The organism is Rhodococcus zopfii NBRC 100606 = JCM 9919 (assembly GCF_001895025.1).
GTDB classification, from domain to species: Bacteria; Actinomycetota; Actinomycetes; order Mycobacteriales; family Mycobacteriaceae; genus Rhodococcus; species Rhodococcus zopfii.
The window spans coordinates 23,407-38,169 of record NZ_BCXI01000001.1; the positions used below are offsets into that span (position 1 = coordinate 23,407).

The 14,763-nt window shown below is 70.0% G+C and carries 11 protein-coding genes; 10 read left to right on the top strand and 1 reads right to left on the bottom strand.

Annotation, left to right across the window (positions count from 1 at the left end):
• Window positions 1-112: 112 nt before the first annotated feature.
• The 5 genes from adhE (at window position 113) to RZ1_RS00130 (ending at window position 6,031) form a co-directional block, all read left to right on the top strand.
• Window positions 113-2,788 carry a bifunctional acetaldehyde-CoA/alcohol dehydrogenase gene (adhE, locus tag RZ1_RS00110; RefSeq protein ID WP_072808025.1) on the top strand — a complete coding sequence of 892 codons (2,676 nt, stop codon included), beginning with the start codon at window positions 113-115 and terminating at the stop codon, window positions 2,786-2,788.
• Entirely contained in the window at window positions 2,778-3,215 is a 438-nt protein-coding gene (locus tag RZ1_RS00115) for an SRPBCC family protein (protein WP_072808027.1), read from the top strand. The genes adhE and RZ1_RS00115 overlap by 11 nt, the downstream gene beginning before the upstream one ends.
• Window positions 3,216-3,241: 26 nt before the next feature.
• Window positions 3,242-4,243 (top strand): RNA polymerase sigma factor SigJ, encoded by a 1,002-nt coding sequence (gene sigJ / locus RZ1_RS00120; RefSeq protein ID WP_083583442.1) that lies wholly within the window; start codon window positions 3,242-3,244, stop codon window positions 4,241-4,243.
• Window positions 4,244-4,321: 78 nt separating this feature from the next.
• Window positions 4,322-5,530, top strand: coding sequence for an NAD(P)/FAD-dependent oxidoreductase (locus RZ1_RS00125; protein WP_072808030.1), 1,209 nt, complete (start codon window positions 4,322-4,324; stop codon window positions 5,528-5,530).
• A gap of 84 nt (window positions 5,531-5,614) precedes the next feature.
• Complete coding sequence (locus tag RZ1_RS00130; protein ID WP_072808694.1) at window positions 5,615-6,031, top strand: VOC family protein; 417 nt, start codon at window positions 5,615-5,617, stop codon at window positions 6,029-6,031.
• A gap of 9 nt (window positions 6,032-6,040) precedes the next feature.
• On the opposite strand, the gene RZ1_RS00135 is transcribed toward RZ1_RS00130, so the two are convergent.
• Window positions 6,041-6,733, bottom strand: coding sequence for a Clp protease N-terminal domain-containing protein (locus RZ1_RS00135; protein WP_072808033.1), 693 nt, complete (start codon window positions 6,731-6,733; stop codon window positions 6,041-6,043).
• Window positions 6,734-6,903: 170 nt separating this feature from the next.
• Between RZ1_RS00135 and RZ1_RS00140 the strand changes: the two genes are divergently transcribed.
• The 5 genes from RZ1_RS00140 to RZ1_RS00160 all read left to right on the top strand — a co-directional run bounded on the left by RZ1_RS00140 (window position 6,904) and on the right by RZ1_RS00160 (window position 14,747).
• Entirely contained in the window at window positions 6,904-7,905 is a 1,002-nt protein-coding gene (locus RZ1_RS00140) for an SMP-30/gluconolactonase/LRE family protein (protein ID WP_072808036.1), read from the top strand.
• 434 nt (window positions 7,906-8,339) lie between these two features.
• Window positions 8,340-10,262 carry a hypothetical protein gene (locus RZ1_RS00145; RefSeq protein WP_083583444.1) on the top strand — a complete coding sequence of 641 codons (1,923 nt, stop codon included), beginning with the start codon at window positions 8,340-8,342 and terminating at the stop codon, window positions 10,260-10,262.
• Window positions 10,259-11,710, top strand: a complete 1,452-nt coding sequence (locus tag RZ1_RS00150; protein ID WP_072808042.1) for an archaeosortase/exosortase family protein — start codon at window positions 10,259-10,261, stop codon at window positions 11,708-11,710. Before RZ1_RS00145 ends, RZ1_RS00150 begins: the two co-directional genes overlap by 4 nt.
• On the top strand, window positions 11,704-13,125 hold the full coding sequence (locus RZ1_RS00155; protein WP_072808045.1) for a glycosyltransferase: 1,422 nt from the start codon (window positions 11,704-11,706) through the stop codon (window positions 13,123-13,125). Before RZ1_RS00150 ends, RZ1_RS00155 begins: the two co-directional genes overlap by 7 nt.
• Window positions 13,122-14,747, top strand: coding sequence for an ABC transporter (locus tag RZ1_RS00160; RefSeq protein ID WP_244899305.1), 1,626 nt, complete (start codon window positions 13,122-13,124; stop codon window positions 14,745-14,747). The genes RZ1_RS00155 and RZ1_RS00160 overlap by 4 nt, the downstream gene beginning before the upstream one ends.
• Window positions 14,748-14,763: the final 16 nt, after the last annotated feature.

Genomic DNA, 14,763 nt, shown 5'->3' on the forward strand with positions numbered 1-14,763 from the left:
CGGTAGCCCCGGGATCCGAAGACCGCTGTGAACGCCGGTGCGCGGGAGTACTGTCGCGGAAAGCCTCGTTCACACCGAGGATGGACTGCTATCTCCAGCGCGAGGAGCGATCATGTCCGACACCCGGATCGGCACCGTGTCCCAGGCTGTGAACCGTGCCGGTGACGCCGCCACGGCGGAGACCGCCCCCGCAGCCCAGGGAGATCCTGTCCACCCCGGCGAGATCGATCCCGGCGAGATCGACGCGGTGGTCGATGCCGCCGCCACCGCCGCGGAGGCCTTCCGCGCACTCGACCAGCAGCAGGTCGACACGATCGTCGAAGCGATGGTGCGTGCCGGGATCCGGGCGGCCGCGGAACTTGCCGCGGTGGCCATCGAGGAGACCGGCTTCGGCGTGTTCGAGGACAAGGTCGTCAAGAACTACGTCGCCACCGAGTTCCTTTACGACTACCTCAAGGACAAGAAGTCCGTGGGGGTGATCGAGGAGGATCTCGAGCGCAGCATCGTCCGCGTCGCCGAGCCGATCGGCGTCGTCCTGGCCATCACCCCGGTCACCAACCCCACCTCCACGGTGCTCTACAAGGCGATCGTGGCCGCGAAGACCCGCAACGCGATCATCTTCCGGCCGTCTCCGTTCTCGGTGCGCTCGTGTGAAAGAACCGTTGAGATCCTGCGCGGGGCCGCCGAGGCGGCCGGCATGCCGCCCGGCGCCCTGCAGGTCATCCCGGACGCCGCACACGAAGTGACCCATTACCTGTTCAAACATCCGCGGGTCGATTTCATCTGGGTCACCGGCGGGCAGAAGATCGTTTCCCTCGCCAACGCCGCAGGCAAGCCCGCCCTCGGCGTTGGTCCCGGCAATGCCCCCATCTACCTGCACCGGACGGCCGACATCAAGGGCGCCGTCGTCGACATCCTGATCTCGAAGACCTTCGACGCATCGGTGATCTGCCCCGCCGAACAGACCTGCATCATCGACGACGAGATCTACGACGCCACCGTCGCCGAATTCGAGAGGATGGGCGCGCACCTGCTCACCGAGGAGGAAGCCGACGCGCTCGCCGACTTCGCGTTCGGTTGCCGCGACAAGGTGAACCTCGAAGCCCTCGGCCAGCAGGCCCCCGAGCTCGCGGCACGCGCCGGCTTCACCGTGGACAAGTCGGTCAAGGTTCTCCTGGCTCCCCTGCCCTCGGATCTGGATCGACTCGCCGCGCACCCGCTGGTGCAGGAGAAGCTGATGCCCGTGCTGGGTCTCGTTCGGGCCCGCGACGTCCAGCACGGCATCGATGTCGCCGTCCTGGTCACCGAGCACGGCGGTCTCGGTCACACGTCCGCGATCTACGCGCAGGACCCGGCCGTCATCGACGCGTACGGGCTGGCCGTGCGCACCGGCCGGATCCTCGTCAACGCGCCCACCGCGGTCGGGGCGCTCGGCGGGATCTACAACAACCTGACCCCGACCTTCTCCCTCGGTTGCGGCACGTGGGGGGGATCCAGCACCACCGAGAACGTCAACTACATGCAGTTGCTCAACATCAAGACCGTTTCGCACCGGCGTACGCCGCCGCAGTGGTTCCGCGTGCCGTCCAACACCTTCTTCAATGCCGGCGCGTTGGAAAACCTGCGCGACGTCGCCTGCACCAGCGTCGTGGTGATCACCGATGCGCTCAGCGAACAGCGTGGGGTCGTCGACGAACTGCGCCGCCACCTGCGCGCGGAACATGTCAAGGTGTTCAGCGAGGTCGAGCCGGAGCCGGACGAGGCGACCATTCGCCGTGGCGTCGCGCTGCTCGAGGAGTTTCCGCCGGATCTGCTCGTCGCCATCGGCGGTGGCTCGGTGATCGACGCAGCCAAGGCGATCAGGCTCTTCTACGAACACCCCGAGAAGGAACTCGAGGAGCTGGCCCTGCCGTTCCTCGACCCCCGCAAGCGGATGGCCGACTACCCGCAGGATCCCCACCAGCTGCGGCTGGTGGCGATCCCCACGACCGCCGGGACCGGTTCGGAGGTGTCACCTGCGGCCGTCCTCACGGTCGCCGGGCGCAAGGAGACCCTGGTCGACTACTCGCTGGTGCCGGACATGGCGGTGGTGGACCCGCTGCTCACGATATCCATGCCGCCCACTCTGACGGTCGACACCGGCGTCGACGCGCTGACCCACGCGCTGGAGGCGGCCGCCTCGATCTTCGCCTCGCCCTACACCGACGCGTTCTGTGTCCAGGCCGCGCGCCTGATCTTCGAGGCGTTGCCGAGGGTGTACGACGATCCGCACGACCTGCAGGCCCGCACCGACATGTCCAACGCCGCCACACTCGCCGGTCTGGCGTTCTCGAACGCGTTCGTCGGGACGAACCATGCGCTCGCGCACGCCGTCGGCGCCCGGTTCGGCATCGCCCACGGCCGGGTGAACGGGGTGTTCTTGCCCCACACCCTCCGGTACAACGCGAGCCTGCCCACCAAGTTCATGCCGGCACCTGGCTATTCGGCTTATGTCGCGCCGGACAAGTATGCCCAGCTCGGGCGGATCGTGTTCGGTGGTCGAAAACCCGAGGAGAGTCGCCGCAGGCTCTTCCAGGGCGTCGAAGATCTGCTGCGCCGGGTGGGGATGCCGCGCACCCTCGCCGAGATCGGCGTCCCCGAGGAGGATTTCCTCGGCGCGCTGCCCCAGCTGGCGATGACCGCGTTCCAGGATCTCAGCAACCGCACCAACCCGCGGATGCCGCTGATCAGCGAGCTCACCGACCTGCTCCGGCTCGGCTACTACGGGGAGGGACGAGATGCCCACTGACAGCGCCACCAAGACCGTCCGGATAAAGGCCCCGCTGGGCACCGTACTCGCCACGATCCGCGATCTCGAGAGTCAGACCGAGTGGATACCCGAGATCCTCGCCGCCGAGGTGCTCGAAGTGGAGGAGACGACCGGGCTGCCCCACACCGCCCGGTTCAAGGCGTCCGCCACCGTCGGGACCGACAGTTACGTCCTGACCTATCGGCACCGTGACGACGGGATGAGCTGGACGATGCTCGAAGGACGCATGCAGACGGGGCAGGAAGGCGACTATCAGCTCGAATCGGTGGGACCGGACGCGACGTCGGTGACCTACCGGCTGACCATCCACCACAACCTGCCGCTGCCGGGCTTCCTGCGTAGCCGCGTGATCAAGGGATTGGTCGACAGCACCCTGACCGGACTGACCAAACGGCTCGAGTCCTGACCCTTGAATGCGTTTCATGTAATGAAATGAAACGAAACGCTCGACCGGGGGACATCGACTGCGGCACGGTCGATCGAGCGGCGGCGTCGTCCGGTGGCCGCGACGCCGAACTGTTCGAGCGTTCCCGCAATCGGCTGGAGGCGATCGCCTACCGCCTGCTGGGGTCGGCCGGTGACGCCGAAGACGCGGTGCAGGACACCTATCTGCGCTGGCACGCCGCCGCGCGCGACCGCATCGAGAACCCGGAGGCCTGGCTGACCAAGGTCCTGACCAACCTGTGTCTCAATCAGCTCACCTCGGCGCGAGCCCGGCGGGAAACCTATGTGGGCCAGTGGCTTCCGGAGCCGCTGCTCGCCGGCGACCGGATGCTCGGCCCCGCCGACACCGCCGAGCAGAAGGACACGGTGTCCATGGCGCTGCTCACGCTCCTCGAACGTCTCTCCCCGAACGAACGGGTCGTGTACGTGTTGCGCGAGGCCTTCGGCTACCCGCACCGCGAGATCGCCGGCATCCTCGGGCTCACCGAATCGAACTGTCAGCAGATCCACCGGCGGGCCCGGCAGCATCTCGCCGACGATCGGGTCCGCGCCGACATCGATTCGGTCACCGCAGCGACCATCACCGAACACTTCGTGGCCACGGCGCTGAGCGGCGACACCGAACCCCTGGTCGCGATGCTCACCGCCGACGTCGTCAGCATCGCCGACGGCGGCGGGCGGATGCCGGCCCGCCGGGGCCCGGTCACGGGAGCGGTCGCCGTCGCCCGGTACCTGCGTGGACTGTTCTGCCCGACCGACAGCAAGCGAGCCGTCATCGGCGGCAGCCCCGCGCTGTACGCCGCTGTCGTCAACGGCGGCCCCGCGGTGCTCGTCGAGCTCGACGGCCGGGTGGTCGGCGTGGTCTGCCTCGATCTGCGCGACCGCCGGGTCGCGGGACTGCACCTCCAGGTCAACCCCGACAAGCTCGAGCGGATCACGCGGAGCTGGGCTGCGACGGCACCGCGTGAGCCCCTCGTCGCACGGTGGTGATGCGGATCACAATTCGATGCTGTCAGGAACGGCGCGGCTGCTCGGTTCAGGAGGTGAACCCAACGAAAGGAGCGAGCCGTGAAGCACCGCATCGTCGTCCTGGGAGCCGGATACGCCGGAGCCAACGCCGCCGGCCGACTCGCCAGGCGGCTCCACCGCGACGACGTCGAGATCACGCTGGTCAACGCTGATCCCGATTTCGTCGAACGGGTGCGCATGCACCAACTCGCGAGCGGGCAGGACCTGCCGCGCCGCGTGCTCGGCGATATATTCGGGCACCGGGGTGTCCGCGTGTCGGCCGCGCGGGTCACCGCGGTCGACGTGGACCGGCACACCGTCGACCTCGCGCGACCCCAGGGGGCGGAGACCCTCGGATACGACAGCCTCGTCTACGCACTCGGCAGCACCGTCGCCGATCACGGTGTTCCCGGTGCCGCCGAACATTCGTACAACGTCGCCGGGAAGGACGCGGCGCTGCGGCTGCGGGCGCGACTGGCCGCACTGCCCCCCGGCGGGAGGGTCCTCGTCGTCGGCGGTGGCCTGACCGGCATCGAGACGGCCACCGAGATCGCCGAGTCCCGCCGCGACCTCGCCGTCGCGATCGCCGCCCGCGGCCGCGTCGGCGGCTGGCTCGGCGACAAGGCCCAGCGACACCTGCGCGCCACCCTCGACCGGCTCGGCGTCAGCGTCCGCGACCACACTCTCGTCACGCGCGTCGACTCTCGCGGAGCGGTCGCCGGTGCACTCGCCGATACAGGGGTGTCCGGCGGGGACGGCACGATCCCGGCCGACGTGACCGTCTGGACCGCAGGTTTCGCCGTGCATCCGATCGCCGCCGCCACCACGCTGACGGTGTCCGACACCGGCCGGATCGTGGTGGACGGCACCATGCGATCGGTGTCGCATCCGGACGTGTACGCCATCGGTGACGCGGCGGTCGCCGCAGGCGCCGGCGGAAGGCCGCTGCGCATGTCCTGTGCGTCGGGTATCCCGATGGCCTGGGTGGCGGCAGACGCCCTGGCCGCCCGCCTGACGGGCCGGAAGGTTCCCGAGACCACCATCGGCTACACGATCCAGTGCATCAGCCCCGGGCGAGCCGACGGAATCATCCAGCGCGTGACCCCCGACGACCGGGCCACCTCGACCGCGGTCACGGGCCGGACCGCGGCACGGCTCAAGGAGTTCGTCTGCGCGGGCGCCGCCTGGAGCGTGGCGCACCCGACCGTGCTGCCGCGCCGCCGTCACCTGGTTGCAGCGCGCACCGCCCCGGGGGTCGTCACCCGGTGACGTCATTACCGCCCCCGCGTCGACGACAGCGAGAAGAATCGGGTGGCGAACGAACCGACGAACGTCGATCAGGGAGGTCGTTTCATGGGTGCCCAGCTCAATCCGTATCTCAGCTTTCGCGACAATGCCAGGCAGGCGATGGAGTTCTACCGTTCCGTGTTCGGTGGTGAACTGACCGTCAGCACGTTCGGCGAGTTCCACGCCAGCGATCTGCCGGAGGAACAGGACAAGGTCATGCACTCGGCGCTGACCGCCCCCCACGGTCTCGTGCTGATGGGCGCCGACACCCCGAACGCGATGGATCTGACCCCGGGGAACAACTTCTCGATCTCGCTCAGCGGCGACGACGAGGCCGAACTGCGCGGCTACTGGGACCAGCTGGCCGACGGCGGAACGGTCGCGATGCCGCTGGAGAAGGCGCCGTGGGGCGACATTTTCGGGATGTGCACGGACCGGTTCGGTGTCCCGTGGATGGTGAACATCGCAGGCACTTCCGGGTAGTGCAGGCGGCTACTTCTCGATTTCCGCGAGTGCGGCGATCACGTACGACTCGGTGGCCTCGGTGGTGACGCCGAGGCCACCGAGCAGTTCGGAGGTCGAGCTGCCGGGGGCGAGCAGCGCGAGCAGCAGGTGTTCGGTGCCGACATAGTTGTGGCCCAGGCGCAGCGCCTCGCGCACGGTGAGTTCGAGGACCTTCTTGGCCGCCCCGTCGTAGGGGATCAGGGTGGGGGATTCGTCGTCGGTGCCGGCGGCGGGCTGCGCTGACTCGGCGGCGGCCCGGATCGCCTCCGCGGTGGCGCCCTGCCCGGCGAACGCACGCATCGCGAGGCTCTCCGGTTCCGTCAGTAGCCCCAGCAGCAGGTGTACGGGACTGATCAGGGACAGGTGTGCGGCGCGGGCCACCTCCTGGGACCGCACCACGGCGGTGCGGGCGCGGGGGGTGAACCGGGCGAACATGTTCGCGTCGTTCTTGGGGGTGAAGCGCTGCTGGGCGGCCTGCTTCGTCACGCCCATGCAGCCGCCGATCTCGGTCCAGGACGCGCCGCTCCGGCGGGCCTGATCCACGAAGTGGCCGATCAGATGGTCGGCGATCTCGCTCATGTGTTCAGCGGCGAGCACCGCCGCGGTGAGCTGGTCCAGGGGCTGGTCCGGGTATCCGGTGCGGATGCCGTCGATGAGGTCGTCCAAGCGTGGTGTCGTCATGCGTCAACGGTAGATTGACGGTCGCGCACCGTCAAGAGTGTATTGACGATAGGCGGCGGGCCCGATTCGCCACCGTCGCGCCCTCGCCCCGAATGGTCCGTATCGCCGAACCACCGGCGTGTCCCGCTCGAATCGGTGGGGCCCGACCGCGGGCGCGGCACAATCGTGGCGTGGCCCATCCGAAACCGCCGCTCGATCCCGTCGTTCGCCGCCTGCCGCCGCCCCCACCGCGCGCGGCGCGACGCACCGGACCCGACCCGTTCCCTCCCCACAGGCTCGTGCCGCTGAGCGGCCACGCCCCGGAGGATGTGGTCGTCGACGCGAACGGCCGACTCCTGTGCGGTGTCGACGACGGGCGAATCCTGCGCATCGACCCGGTGACCGGCGCCGAGGAAACTCTCGCGACCACCGGTGGTCGACCGCTCGGTCTCGAAGTGTGTCCCGATCACGCGGTCCTCGTCTGCGACGCCTACCGGGGTCTGCTCCGCCTGGACCCCGGCACCGGCGCTCTCGCCACGGTCGTGGACTCCGTCGACGGCACACCCCTGCGCTTCTGCTCCAACGCCACCATCGCCCGCGACGGCACCATCTGGTTCACCCAGTCCAGCACCCGGCACGATCTCGACCGATACATCGGGGCCGTTCTCGAACACCGCGGCAGTGGCCGCCTGCTACGCCGCGACCCCGACGGCACCGTGCACGTCGTGCTCGACGGACTGCACTTCCCGAACGGCGTCACCCTCACCGAGGACGAAACCGCCGTGCTGTTCGTCGAGACCGACGGATATCGCCTCACCCGCGTCCCCGTCGAGGCCCCGGACGCGCCCGAGGTTCTGCTCGACAACCTCCCGGGCATGCCGGACAACGTCTCCCGGGCGCACGGCGGCAGGCTCTGGATTGCGATGGTCACACCCCGGAACCGGTTGCTGGACCGGCTCGGAACCACCCCGCCGTGGCTGCGAAAGCTGCTCTGGCGGTTGCCCACCCGACTGCTGACCATGCCCGGTCGCACCACCTGGGTGTTGTGTGTGGGGGAGGACGGGCGCATCCTGCACGACCTGCAGGCCGACGACGTCGACTTCCACATGGTCACCGGCGTGGCCGAACACGACGGCGGGGTGTACCTGGGCAGCCTCGACCGGTCCGGGATCCTCGTTCTAGATCCGCCCTGATCGCCGGCCGCGCGGATCGGGTGCCCGCCGGTGGCAGGCAGGCAGGCAGGCACGGGAACGGTGATGACGGTCGAGAAAGCAATCCGGCCAACTCGGGAAGCGGTGCGGTGAATCCATTCTCGGAGTCGACGACCGCTCGGTGGAGACAATGGCGCAGGTGGGTCCAACCGGCTCTGCTCGTCGTCATGAGCGGGATTCCGATGGGCATGGGCATGTAACGCCACCCGAGTCGCGTGATGCGCCCTGATCAGGCTCGATCTCGATCACGGCAGTGGTGGGCGATGTGGGGGAACTCACGTTCCACGGATCGGCTTGCCTGAAAGGGCTTGATTCGGAACAAGATCGGATCCGCACCCGAACAGCACGCGGATGTGCACCGGACTGCACAATTCGTTGTATTTGCGAATCGAATGAGGGTCCGACACCCTTTGCGGGTGCGCGTGATTCGTGGTGTCCCCCCGTTGGCCCTCCTGCTGCTGGCACTGCCGCCGTCCGTGGCCCACGCCGACGACCTGCCGGCCGGGCCGATCACGGTGTCCACCGAGACCCTCGGGTTCGGCCGCGACATCGGCTTCCGGGGCCCCGACGACGCCGTCACCCTGACCCTGCCCGTACCGGCCGGGTTGAGCCCGGACACGCTGCAGGCCACCATCCAGCCACCCGGCAATCTCGACAGCGGCTGGATCGACGTGCTGTCCGACGGGGTGATCCTGCAGCGCATCCCCATAGACACCGGCACCCTCGCAGCCCCGCTGTCGGTGCCGCTCGATCGCGTACCCGTCCGGGGCGGTGCCGCGACCGTCACCTTGCACACCGTGCTCGACCCGGTCGGGGAGACCTGCCCCGCAGGGTGGACTGGGCGTGCCCTCGCGCTGCTCGACACCCGGATCGGCTACAGCGGGACCGTCCTGGACCCCAGGACGGTCGCTGAATTCGTGCCGCCGATCCTCGAACGGGTCGAGCTGTACCTGCCCGAGCAGCCCACGGCGGCCGAATCCGCCGCGGCGGCCTCGCTCACCACCACCATCGGCTCCCGCTACACCGGACGGGCGCCGGACTTCGTCGTCCTGCCGTCACCGCCCGCGCCCGGCGTCGACGGCGGAGCGTTCACCCGCCGGATCGTCGTCGACGAGGACGACGCACCGGCTCGGCTCCGTGTGCTGCCCGGACAGGCGACCCCGACGCTCGAGGTCACCGGACCCGCCGCGGGCCTGGCCGAACAGGTGCGGGCACTGCGCAGCACCCTGTCCACCCTCGCCGTGCAGGACTCGGTGACGCTCGGCGGTGACGCCCCGGTATCCCGGTTGGCGTCCACCGACCTCACGTTCAGCGACCTGGGGATCGGCACACCCTCCGCGAGCGCCGTCGGGGTCGCCGCCGTCGATTTCGGCATCGATCAGAGCCGCATCGGCCGCCGCGTGCACGACGTCAAGCTCGACCTCAGCGGCGTCTACACCCCCGCGACCTCCGTCCGGACCGGCATCCTCACCGTCTCGGTCGGAGGCCGGGTCGTCGATTCGTGGCCCGCCGACGCGAGCGGCCGCATCGACCGCACCATTGCCGTCCCCGACGACCTGCTGTCCCGCGTCACACCCGTCACGGTGTCGCTGCAGACCTCCGGCGGCACCAACGAGTGCGGCCGTGAACAGCCGGTGACCGTGCGGCTCGACTCCACCAGCCGGGTGCTGTCCGCGCCCGCCGGCGCCGGCGCGGACTTCGCGGCACTTCCACAGGCCTTCCTGCCGGACATGCAGGTCGCGACCGCGACCGCGAGCCTAGGCGACACCGCCCGCGCCGTCGGGATCCTCGCCGACCTGCAGGCGCTGAGCACCGCGCCGCTGGTCCCGGAATGGGTGAGCCTCGACGACGCGGTCACCGGCGACAAACCCGCGATCATCGTCAGCCCCGACGCGCCGCCGACCGGCCTGCCCCTGCCGCTGACCCTCACCGGAGGACGCACCCTGACCCTCACCGGCACCGACGGCGGAACCGGCACCGTCACGTTCCCGGCCGACATCGGCTTCGCCTCCCTGCAGGTGTTCGACGACCGCGGTCGCACCGTGCTCGTCGCCTCCTCCACCACGTCCGCGCCCGAGCTGGACCGCACCCTGGCATGGCTGCGGGCCGAACCCGGCCGGTGGGCCGGCCTGTCGGGCAACATCGTCTTCACCGCCCCCGGACAGGAGCCCGTGACGCTCGCATCCGCGACCGTCGCGACCGGCGCGGCCACCGAGTCCGACGACTCGGGTGCCGTCGCGCGGCTGCTGACGATCGGAGGTGCGCTCGTGGTCGTCGGCCTGCTCGTCGCAGGAATCGTCGCGCTCGTCCGCCGCGGACAGCACCGACCGCGATCATGACCGCGGCGCCGACGCTCCGCGCCCCCGAGGACGCGTTCGGCGTCCCGGCCCGCTGGGTCGTCCTGATCGGTGCGACCGCCCTGGCGTTCCACCGCACCGTCCTGCGGATCGTCGACGAGGCCCAGGCCGGCGTGGGCAGCGGCTTCGTGCTCGTCATCCCGGTGTTCGCGGCGTTCGCGGCGTGGGGACTGACCCGCCGGCGACACGGTGAACTGCCGATCCACGACCGCCAGACCGACCGCATCGTCGGAGGTATTGTGCTGGTCGTCGCACTCGCCGTGCGCGCTCTGCTCACACCCCGCTACTCCGAGCAGTACGTCATCATGCACCTGGACGTGCTGGCCATGTGGCTGTTCCTGCTCGGCGGCTGCATCGTCCTGTTCGGACTGCGCGGCACCGGCCGCTTCTGGCCGGTGTGGCTGATGCTCCTGTTCACCTCACCCCTGGCACTGCACCTGGTCGTCGCCGGGGTGGGCGGATCCCGATTCGCCGTCGGCGCGACCGTCACGGTGCTCGCGGCGGTCGGCATCGGCATCGGCACCGGCCGCACCCGGCGGCGGGGAATCGCCGCGGCCGCGGCCACCGTCGCGGTCGGATGGGGCGTCCTCGCGGTGCAGCTCGCGTGCTGGCCGGCGGACCGCGTCATCCTGATCCAAACCGTGCCGCCGATCACTGCGGCCGTGATCGTCGGTGCCGTCTTCCTGGCGATCACCAGGGACGTGCCGCGGCGACCGCGACACTCCCCGATCACACCGCGGGAGGCCACCGGAGCCCTGGCATTGGTGATCCCGCTCGCGGTCGTCGTCGCGGTCCTGCCGTTGCCCGAGCCCGGCGGACCCGCGACGGCGTCCGGCCCCGCCGCGACCACCGACCCCGGCCTCGTGGTGCCCGCGGGCTGGCACGAGACCGGCGTCGTCGACTACGACTGGCAGCGCCGGTTCTACGGACGCTCCGCGACCCTGCACCGGCAGATGCTGCGTGCCACCGAACCCGACCCCGAATGGGACGAGCTGTCCCGGCCACGGTCGGTCGCGGTGCAGACCCTCACGGTCGGCAACCCGGCCCTCTTCGAGGTGTACCCCGTCGAGACCGGCTTCGACCTCAGCCGGGCGCGCGTCGGTGCCGAACAGGTCGTCGACCTCGGTCACGGTGTCGAGGCCCGGTACTTCACCGTCGCGGACGACGAGATGCTCCTGACCTGGAGCCTGCTCTCGTTCAGCTGGACGCGGGGCGCGGACGCGGCCCAGCGGGTCACCCTCCTGACCGTCGACAACCACGAGCACGACGCCGTCTTCCCCGAGGCGTCGCCGAACATGGCATCGAACCTGGGGCGCCTGCTGACCGTGTTCCTCCGCGGAGGCGCCGCCCTCGCCGACACCGAATCCGAGGACAAGGACGTGAACCTGCTGACCACGCTGGGTCGAGAGATCGTCGCCGCGCAATGGTGACCGCCGAATTCCGGGCCGCGGCACTGCACGACGCCGTCAACGGCTTACGAGAGAACAACCCGTCCGCCTCGGCGGCCGTGCCGTTCGTGCGGTGGCAGAAGTGGACCGCGGCGACGGTGCTCGCCGCCGGGCTCGCCGCACTCGTCGCGTGGCCCGTCCCGACCCTGATCGCCGGGACCGCGCTGTGCACCCTCGGATACATCGCCACCCTCGCCGACCGGCTGTTGCTCCTGTCGCGGGGCCTGGCCCGCGACGCGATCATGACCGTCGACGACGCCGAGGCGCTCGCAGTCCCGGACGCCGAGCTGCCGAACTACACGGTGCTCGTACCCGCCTACAACGAGCCCGAGGTGGTCGGGGACCTGATCGCCGCGATGGGCTCGCTCGTGTACCCGGCGGACAAGCTGCAGGTGCTGCTGCTGCTCGAAGAGGACGACACGGTCACCATCGACGCCGCGGAGGCCGCCGGCATGGGGGAGAGCATCGAGATCCTGAAAGTGCCCGCCGCCGACCCGCGCACCAAACCGAAGGCATGCAACTACGGGCTGCACTTCGCCACCGGCGAGATCGTCACGATCTTCGACGCCGAGGACCGCCCCGACCCGCTGCAGCTGCGCCGCGTCGCGGTCGCCTTCGCCCGGCTCGACGACGATGTCGCCTGTGTCCAGGCGAAGCTCGCGTTCCACAACGGCGCGCAGAACATGCTCACGGCGTGGTTCACCGCCGACTACGCCCTGTGGTTCTCGTTCATCCTCCCCGGGCTCATGCGGTCGCGTTCCCCGATCCCGCTGGGCGGCACGTCCAATCACATCCGCAGGTCCGTGTTGGACGAGATCGGCGCCTGGGATCCCTTCAACGTGACCGAGGACGCCGACCTCGGTGTGCGCATCGCCGCGTCCGGAATGCGCACCGCCGTCCTGAACTCGACGACCCTCGAGGAGGCCAACCCCGATCCGATCAACTGGATCCGGCAACGCTCCCGCTGGTACAAGGGCTACCTCCAGACCTGGCTGGTCCACATGCGCGACCCGCTCGCGTTGTGGCGCAGCATCGGCACCGTCGGCATGCTGCGCTTCACGGTCCTGCTCGCCGGCACCCCGATCGTCGCGTGCCTGAACATGGTGTTCTGGCTGATCACCGTGAGCTGGCTGCTGGGCCAACCCGACCTCGTCCAGCGGATCTTCCCCTGGTACGTGTTCTTCCCGGCCCTGATCTCGCTCGTGTTCGGCAACTCCGCAGTGCTCTACATGAACATCGTCGCCTGCCGGGAGACCGGCAACGCCCGACTGTGGCTGTCGTGCCTGACGGTGCCGCTGTACTGGCTGCTGATGTCCGTCGCGGCGATCAAGGGCACCTATCAGCTGATCAAGGACCCCTCCTACTGGGAGAAGACATTCCACGGGTTGTCGTCGTGAGGAGCACCGGCGCACGCCTGTTCTGGGCCGCGACGGCCGTCTACCTCGCCATCGGGATCTGGCTCGCCGTCGACGTCCACTACCTCCAGGGCGACGCGCTCAGCCGCGCCTCCTCGACCCGGGCCGTGCTGTTCAGCAGGGACCCACACCTGGCCGCGATCGGATTCGTCTTCACCCCGCTCACCGCCCTGGTGCAGCTCCCGGTCGTCGCCCTGTCCGACTGGTGGCCGCCGATCACCCGCTGGGGGCTGTCCGGAGTACTGATGTCGGCGCCGTTCATGGCGGGCGCCGTCGTGCAGATCCACGGGATCGCCACCGACCGCGGCTGCCCGGCCTGGCTGCGGTGGACCGTGACCGCGACGTTCGCCCTGCACCCGATGATCCTGTACTACGGCGCCAACGGCATGAGTGAGGCACCGTTCCTGATGCTGCTGTGCTGGGCCCTGCGGCGCCTGATCCGATGGTTCACCACAGACGACGTCCACGACCTCGTGTTCGCCGGACTCGCCCTGGCCCTGGCCTACCTGGCCCGGTACGACGCACTCGCCGCCGCCGCTGCCGCCACCGCCCTCGTCGGCGCCGTGGTGTGGTACCGCCGCCGCGACTCGCGCGCGGCGCTGCTCGACGGGATCATCGTCGCGCTGCCGTCGGCGCTGGCGTTCGCGGTGTGGACGGCGACGAGCTGGCTCATCACCGGGGAGGCGCTGCAACAGTTCTCCTCCCAGTACGGCAACGCGGCCATCCTCGAGCAGTCCGGTGGCGGCTCGGACGGGGGAGCGGCGGCGCTGGCGTTCTCCGCCGCCGAGATCGTGGCCGTGGCTCCGGCACTCGCGTTGCTGCTGCCGGTGGTGGCGGTGCTCGCCTGGCGCCGCCGCGACCCCGAACCGCTCGCGGCGATGATCCTGCTCGCGGTGCTCGGTTTCGCGGCGCTGGCCTACTTCCGCGGCCTGACCTTCCCGTTCCTGCGGTTCTACCTGTGTGCGGTGCCGTTGCTCGCCGCCGCAGCGGTGTTCCTCGCGCCGAGATCGGGGCAGCCGCCGGCCCGCAGACCCGGCGCCCACATGCGACCTCGCCCCGCCGACCCGCCGAATCCGGCCGGTCTCCTGCAGGGCGTCGGCGCGGCCGGGCTGGTGCTCGGACTGCCCATCGCGTTGACGGCCATGTTCTCGCCGACCCTGTCGCAGGAGCAGCATGCGCTGGCCGCGATCTCCGTGCTCGGACAGGACCAGCCGGCAGCACTGCGCAGCGAAAGGGAGCGGACCCTGGGCACCTTCGCCACCGAACGCGCCCTCGCGGACTACCTCGACGCGAAGTCCCTGCCCCCGGGATCGGTGCTGATGGACACGGTTTACGGGTTCGCGGTGTTCGCCGCGAGCGACAACCCGCGCCAGTTCGTGCTTCCGTCGGACGAGGACTTCACCCGCATCCTCAACGACCCGGCGGCCTACGGGGTGCGGTACATCCTGTCCGTGCCGGCGACCGGGCGCGGAACGTCGGACGCGGTGAATCGGCGGTTTCCGACGCTGTACGAGAACGGCGCGCAGCTCGCCACGCTGGACGTGGAGGTGCCCAACAGCGGGCCGAACCAGCCGACCTGGAGGGTGTGGCGGGTCGTGGAGTGACCGGTCCGCGGGGCGG

Coding starts and splice junctions, on each gene's coding strand:
- RZ1_RS00135 (WP_072808033.1), bottom strand. CDS start 6,733: ATGACGACACCACGCTTGGACGACCTCATCGACGGCATCCGCACCGGA.
- adhE (WP_072808025.1), top strand. CDS start 113: ATGTCCGACACCCGGATCGGCACCGTGTCCCAGGCTGTGAACCGTGCC.
- sigJ (WP_083583442.1), top strand. CDS start 3,242: ATGAAACGAAACGCTCGACCGGGGGACATCGACTGCGGCACGGTCGAT.
- RZ1_RS00150 (WP_072808042.1), top strand. CDS start 10,259: ATGACCGCGGCGCCGACGCTCCGCGCCCCCGAGGACGCGTTCGGCGTC.
- RZ1_RS00115 (WP_072808027.1), top strand. CDS start 2,778: ATGCCCACTGACAGCGCCACCAAGACCGTCCGGATAAAGGCCCCGCTG.
- RZ1_RS00155 (WP_072808045.1), top strand. CDS start 11,704: ATGGTGACCGCCGAATTCCGGGCCGCGGCACTGCACGACGCCGTCAAC.
- RZ1_RS00130 (WP_072808694.1), top strand. CDS start 5,615: ATGGGTGCCCAGCTCAATCCGTATCTCAGCTTTCGCGACAATGCCAGG.